5 protein-coding genes are annotated in these 6,552 nt (G+C 57.9%); 1 reads left to right on the forward strand and 4 read right to left on the reverse strand.

Annotated elements, in window-relative coordinates:
* Positions 1-73: 73 nt before the first annotated feature.
* Positions 74-1,468 (forward strand): sulfatase-like hydrolase/transferase, encoded by a 1,395-nt coding sequence (locus tag BV106_RS17270; protein ID WP_051945982.1) that lies wholly within the window; start codon positions 74-76, stop codon positions 1,466-1,468.
* Between the two features lie 206 nt (positions 1,469-1,674).
* Here the strand turns inward: BV106_RS17270 and BV106_RS17275 are convergent, their stop codons facing one another.
* The 4 genes from BV106_RS17275 to BV106_RS17290 all read right to left on the reverse strand — a co-directional run.
* Positions 1,675-2,127 (reverse strand): cupin domain-containing protein, encoded by a 453-nt coding sequence (locus BV106_RS17275; protein WP_038166763.1) that lies wholly within the window; start codon positions 2,125-2,127, stop codon positions 1,675-1,677.
* A 337-nt stretch (positions 2,128-2,464) separates the two neighbouring features.
* Positions 2,465-3,670, reverse strand: coding sequence for an FAD-dependent oxidoreductase (locus BV106_RS17280; protein WP_038166765.1), 1,206 nt, complete (start codon positions 3,668-3,670; stop codon positions 2,465-2,467).
* Positions 3,671-3,775: 105 nt separating this feature from the next.
* Positions 3,776-5,728, reverse strand: coding sequence for a hypothetical protein (locus tag BV106_RS17285; RefSeq protein WP_265595786.1), 1,953 nt, complete (start codon positions 5,726-5,728; stop codon positions 3,776-3,778).
* 302 nt (positions 5,729-6,030) lie between these two features.
* Positions 6,031-6,552: phospholipase D-like domain-containing protein (locus tag BV106_RS17290; protein WP_265595787.1), on the reverse strand; the 522-nt coding region annotated here is incomplete at its 5' end.

The following is a 6,552-nucleotide window of genomic DNA, read 5'->3' on the forward strand; positions in this document are numbered from 1 at the left end:
TACAGCTGCACCCGTCGTGCGCGTTTACGGAGGTCTGATGAAGCGTCTAATCTGGCTGGCAGCGGTTTTTTCAATGGGGTGGTGCACTGCAATCCTGCGGGGGGCGGATCATCCCAATGTCCTGTTTTTGTTCAGTGACGATCAACGCGCGGACACCATCGCTGCGTTGGGGAACGCCCATCTCCAGACACCCAATCTGGATCGCCTGGTCAAGGAGGGCACCACCTTCACACGAGCCTACTGTATGGGCTCCAAACAGGGAGCGGTCTGTGTGCCCTCGCGAGCGATGCTGATGAGCGGGCGCACGCTCTACCGGGTGCAGGAACAGCTCAAAGGCGTGCCCACCTGGCCGGAGAGTTTTGCCACTGCGGGATATCGCACTTTCCTGACGGGAAAGTGGCACAACGGAGCGCCCTCCGCGCTGCGGGTGTTCCAGGACGGAAAGGCGGTTTTCCTCGGGGGAATGGGCAATCCGGATGCGATTCCCGTGCAGGACATGGCTTCGCCAGATGCGGGCGGGCCAAGGCAGTTTGTGAACAGGCGCACGGTGGAGAAGCACTGTGTGGAGCTCTTTGCCGACAAGGCGGTGGAGTTCCTCCAGGGGCAAAAACAAGGTGCGCATCCCTGGCTCTGCTACGTGGCTTTCAACGCACCTCACGATCCCCGGAAAGCGCCACCTGCGTGGCACGAACAGGCCAATGCCAACAAGCCACCGGTGCCGGAGAACTTCTTGCCGGTGCACCCGTTCAACAATGGTGAAATGACCGTGCGGGATGAGAAGCTGGCCCCCTGGCCGCGTACCGAGGCGGTGATCCGGCAGGACCTGGCGGACTACTATGCGGCGATCATGTTCATGGACGCGCAGATCGGCAGGATTTTGGAAACCCTTCGAGCAACCGGCCAGGATGAAAAAACGATCATTGTCTTCACCAGCGATCATGGACTGGCCATCGGCAGCCACGGTCTGATGGGCAAGCAGAGCCTGTACGACCACTCCATGCACTCCCCACTGATCCTGAGCGGACCTGGAGTGCCGAAAGGAGAGAAGCGAGATGCGCTCTGCTACCTGCTCGACGTGTATCCCACGTTGGGAGAACTGGCGGGAGTGCCCAAGCCGGAAGGTAGCGAGGGGCTGAGCCTGGTGCCGGTGCTCAAAGGCGAGGAAACGACCCGCCGACAGGCGATCATGACCGGCTACCGCAACGTGCAGCGTGCGGTGCGGGATGATCAGTGGAAGCTCATCGTGTATCCGCAGGTGAACAAGATGCAGCTCTACGATCTGAAGTCAGATCCAGCCGAGACCAAGGATCTGGCCCAAGAGCCTGGGCATGCGGAGGAAATTGACCGCATGCGGTCGCTGCTGGAGAAGCTGCAGAAGGAGAACGGGGACACTCAGGTGCTGAGGACGGAGCATCCGCTGCCGCTGGAGTTCGATTTTGCGGGTCAGGGGACGGCGACAAAGAATTGACAGGATTAACAAGATTTTTAGCGGATTAACAGGATGGCTGGTGGAGGCATTTCATTTGGACAGAATTAACAGAATTTACGGAATTAGAGTTCAGAGGCGTAGGGGGGAAGTGTGGTCTTGGTTAAATGGAATAACAGCTATGGGGGTGGAGAATTCCGGGAGCCTGATTCTGTTAATTCCGTTATTTCTGTCTAAAAAGTCTCTGCCTATGCCGTCTCTGGGCGTAGGGATTTCCAGGGCTCTTCGTTGCTCACATCCACGATGCCGGGTTCGTCGGCCTTGGCCGGGGAGAGAATGGCCAGGAAGACAAGGCGTTCATTGAAGGGGTTGTAGGTGCCATGGACTTCGCCCTTGGGGATGAAGGCCATTTCGCCTGGGCCGAGGATGCGTTTTTGGTGCCCGACCCATTGTTCTGCGCGGCCTGAGACAATGTAGATGATTTCTTCGCGGGTCGGGTGGGTATGGAAGGGGTGGGAATGAAAGGGCTCCATGTTGGCGCGCACCATGAGGAGCTCCTGGTTGTTCACTACGTCATTGCGGCACAGCCATTCTTCGAGGGTCCAGGGCGAGACAAAGTCCACCTTTTCCGCGGCAGTCACGAAGCGGCGGGAGGCGATATCTTGCGGAGCAGGGGTGGGGGCGGAGTCAGCGTTGGACATGGTCGTGGGAAAGGGGATGGGGATGCGCCAAGGCAAAATGGTAGTTGAGAGCCAAAACTACGTCCTGCAAACACATCCACCTTTCTAAAATCCACATCCAGGCGACTGAAGGGCACAACAATGGGCGACTAATAACAGTCCTCGTCTTCCTCGACATCACGGGTCCAGTGCGACTTGACGACAAGATTCAATACTGCCACCCCTGCCAACCAGCCAAGGGCATTCAGTAGTTCATTCGCAGTGGGGGCAGCTGGGAGCCACCAAGGCTCGTCTTGTGCACACTGCTCTTACCATAGCCAAAACGAAGACGGTATGGGAAGACAAGAACCGGGTCTGGTTACCTTCCAAAACGGAACAACTCCGCGTGCTCGTTCTTTTTCCCCAGGATCTCATCGCGCATGATCTCGGCGGCGATCAGACTGTAGATGATGCCGTTGCCGCCAAAGCCGAGGGTGAAGCTGGCGCGGGGAAACTCCGGGGTCTGGCCGATGTAGGGGAGGCCGTCCTTGGTTTCTCCGAACGTGCCGGCCCAGGCGAAAGCTACTTCGAAAGGGATGTCGGGGAAGAGGTGCTGAAACTTTCGGAGCAAGGTGGCCGACTTGGACTCGATGAGCGAGTCTCGCCGGTCGGCGTCGCGGAAGTCTTCATCTTCACCGCCGATGATGATGCGTCGGTCTGCGGTGGTTCGGAGATAGAGATAGGGATCCGCGTGTTCCCAGATCAGGCAGTCTTCATGCCAGATCGGGCCACGGCCCGCGATGGGCTCGCTGACGAGGGCGAAGCTGCTGTGTAGTGAGACGACCTTCTGATCCAGATCCCCCTGGGCCTCATATCCGGTGGCGAAGACAATGTGGCGGGCCCGGATGGTGGTGCCGCGGTCCGTGGTGGCGATGACCTTATTGCCTTGAACCTCGTAACCCGTCAGACCGGTGCGGTCATGCACGCGGGCTGCCTTTTGACACGCGGCTTGAAGCAGGGTGTGAGTGAGCCGGTAGGCATCCACCTGCGCTCCGTCTCGTGAGTAGATGGCGCAGGATTTCTTGAAGGGCATATGCTCTGTCACCTGCCGGGATGACCACCATTCAACGGCGATGCCCGCCCGACGTCGGGCGGCAAACTCCTTCTTCATGCCGGGCAGATCCCGTTTTAGGCCGCTGTAGTAGAGACTGGGTTTGGTCTTGAATCCGCAGTCATCATCCAGATTGCTCACCAGTGTCTGAATCTTGTAGATGGCATCGCGGCAGGCCTGGTAGCTGCGCACCGCATGGTCGCGACCAAGTTTTGCCTCCAGTTCATGCAATGGCGTATCGATCTCGTATTGCAACAAGGCGGTGCTAGCAGCGGTGCTGCCCCAACCGATATCCCGGCGGTCCAAGACCATGGTGGAGACGCCCGCTTCGGCCAAATGGTAGGCGACCAGCGCGCCGGTGATGCCGCCACCCACCACCAGGACTTCACACCGGGCATCGCGCTCCAGGGCAGGGTAGCTGCCTTGGAGCCCATTCTTTAGCAGCCAATACGGGTGAGCTGAGCGGAGATCCATGAGGTGGCAGGCGATGTTGGTTCACCACCCCTGATTCGGATCTCGCACCCTTTCGTCCGCGGAAATCTGGCGGGACGAGTCAAGGTGGATTGATCCCAAGGCCGGTCAAGGGGCCTTGCTCTTGAAGTAAATCGTCACGCCCAGTTCCGAAAAAGCTGCGGCCACCTCCGTCTGGAGTTGATCATAACTGCGACCTTTCAAGAGGTGCGTCTTGATGGCATCCGCGTGGGCGGTGCCATTGCGTACGGCGTTGAAGCAAGCCACCATGTCTGCTCCGTCTCTCTTTCCATCAAGCTTGTAGAAGTAGTAGGTAAGCAGCGCGGCCCCCGTGTAGTTTCCGCTGGCGTCACCGGCCGCGATGCTGGCATTCCATTTGGGATGGTCGAACGTCATCAAGTCGGCCAGGTGAGGAATGTTGACACTCTTCATGGAGAATCCCCGGCGTTCGAGTTTCTCCGGGAAGTTGCGGTGCATGTCAGTGAGGGTGAATTTCCCGCGGCTGTAGGATGCCCAGGCCACGTATTCGGCGGAGCCCTCAAGCAACCACAGAGGCAGCTTGTCCAGCCAGCGGTTCATCATCTGGTGGGTGATCTCATGAATCAAGGTGTGGTAGTCCCCGCTTCCCGGGTCGATGGTGACCTTGTCGCGTTCCAGCTTAACGCCCAGGCTGGAGATCGGCACAAGGATGCTCTTCGCTGAGGGAATGTACACACCGGCGGAGCCCACAGCTCCACCTTGCATGTGGTACGATTCATCTGAGGTGATGATTCGTGCCGTAAATGCGGGCTTGAAGATTTCAGGCTCAGGCTGGATGTCCAGAGGGAGCTTGCAGTTCACCTGAAAGGTTGCTTCGAACACTCTTCCAAATTCGCGCACTACATTCACACTCAAGCGGGAATCGCAGACGAATTGATAGTTGGGTGACTTGTAGATGAAGACGCGTTTTTCTGGGTCTTCCACCGCCTCCTCCACTTCAGGTGCATCGTACAGTCCCAGCGTTGTCGGCCAAAACTTGTCGGCCTGCGGGCGTTCTTTGCCTGCTGGTGCCGGAGTCGCCGTGTCCATGCCTGGAAGAGACTGTACAGGAATCCTCTTCGCGGCACTCAATACGTTCGACAGCTCTTTGTAGCTCGCGTTGTTTGAAGCCATCGTGGAGAGGTAACGAGCGTGACCGGGACTGCGAAATCTCAGTTCACGGACCTCGACGCTGGAGTTGTCCATCACGCCAATGCTCACGCTGCCCCTATTCCCGAGGAGTGGGGTGTCAGAGTCGCAGACTGTGACGCCGTTGCATTTGATGGAGAAACCTGCTTCGTGTATCTTCAGTTCGAATTTTTGAACGGCACCTTCCGGCAACGGTTTGCAGGTAACGAGTTGCGAATCCCAGTCCATGCCTTTGCGATAGATCAGCTTGAGATTGCCCGGGACCTCGGGGTACCTGAACAGGACCCTAGTGCCTGCAAAGCTGATGTAGAAGGGGGTGTCCCCGCCGGCGACAGTTGCTTCAATCTCTACCGGCAGCGTGTTTCTGGCATAGGAGGTCAGTTCCGGAGTGCGATTTGTATTGGTCGATGTCAACAAGATGCCGGAATCCAGTTTCTTGGGAAGATCTCCACCAAAGTAGTGGCCATCTCTCATGACATCGAACCACGTGTCTCCTTCTGACCACACCATCTGTCCCTCGGACAGGCGTTTGAGATCAACCTCAATATTCTCCAAGAGCGACTTTTGCAGATAGTCCTCAGGTGAATTCGCCTTCTTGGTTTTGGCCACTTCCGCTGCCATCCTAGTCTTCCAGGTTTTGAGCGTTGCCATCATATTGACTTGGATGGCTTTCGTGCGTGCTGCCGTTTGCTGCTCGAAGATGGTGCGCAGGTTCTCGAGCTCGGGTTTGCTCGTGGTGGGGAACTTACCGTAGGTCTGAAGCTCCGTCTCGACGAGCCGGATAGCGTCAGTCAACTCAGCGTCATTCTTGTTGAAGGCATCTTGTCTGAGCTTTTCCAATGCGCCGCCCAATTTGTCCTGCAGGTCTGTCAGCGGATGTAGTTGAGCCCCCATGGCTGTGTACAATTCTTCCTGCTTGGGGTCTATAAGCACTCTGACTCCTCCCAAGGAACGCTGGGGCGCTTGAGCCATTGCATGGGGCCCGTACAGGAGAGGGCAGGTGAAGGTTACGAGGAGCGCGGTGGTAACACCGGATGCCCAACGCATTCGAGGGCTCCGGGAGGAAGTATGATTCGCAAGGCAAGTGGGGGTGACCATGCAGCCAATGAGATCAGCAACCCCTGGTATGGCAAGTTTTTTTGCTGATCAAACCATTGATGGAAGTGCGCGAGTCCCTTCCAATGTTGCCGGGACTCTTACCTCCTCCCGCCTCGCTGCTCGGCCTCCTGAAGCATGCTCTGGGCGATGGAGAGATCGAGGCGGACGAAGAGCCACCAGGCAATTTTCTGTTTGAGGCGTTTCCACCAGGTGGTGGGGCGGCGCCAGCGGACCTTTTCCACCAGGCTGCTGTGCTCAAGGTCCTGCTCAAAGGTGGCGAGGACCTGTCGGGCCAGCTCTGGGGATTCGATGCGGATCATGAGCTCGAAGTTGATGGAGAGACTGCGGGGGTCGAGGTTCGATGAGCCCACGTAAACCGCATCATCCACGACGAGGGTCTTGGCGTGGAGCACCTGGGGCTGGTACTCATAGATCTGCGCCCCTTTGCCCTGAAACTTGCGGTATTGGGCACGGGAGGCGGATTGGAACATCGGCACGTCACACTTGCCGGCAAGCAACAGACGGAAACGCTCGGCCCGGCGGGCGGCCTTTTGCAGAGCGCGGCGGGTACGACCGGGTGGGAGGAAGTACGCACAGGTGATGGCGACGTCCCGGGCATT

Source organism: Verrucomicrobium sp. BvORR106 (genome assembly GCF_000739655.1).
Classification (GTDB): Bacteria; Verrucomicrobiota; Verrucomicrobiia; order Verrucomicrobiales; family Verrucomicrobiaceae; genus Verrucomicrobium.

What these genes read in the sequence shown, in the direction of transcription:
- BV106_RS17270 (WP_051945982.1), top strand. Translation starts at nt 74, where the DNA reads ATGGGGTGGTGCACTGCAATCCTGCGGGGGGCGGATCATCCCAATGTC.
- BV106_RS17275 (WP_038166763.1), bottom strand. Translation starts at nt 2,127, where the DNA reads ATGTCCAACGCTGACTCCGCCCCCACCCCTGCTCCGCAAGATATCGCC.
- BV106_RS17280 (WP_038166765.1), bottom strand. Translation starts at nt 3,670, where the DNA reads ATGGATCTCCGCTCAGCTCACCCGTATTGGCTGCTAAAGAATGGGCTC.
- BV106_RS17285 (WP_265595786.1), bottom strand. Translation starts at nt 5,728, where the DNA reads ATGGGGGCTCAACTACATCCGCTGACAGACCTGCAGGACAAATTGGGC.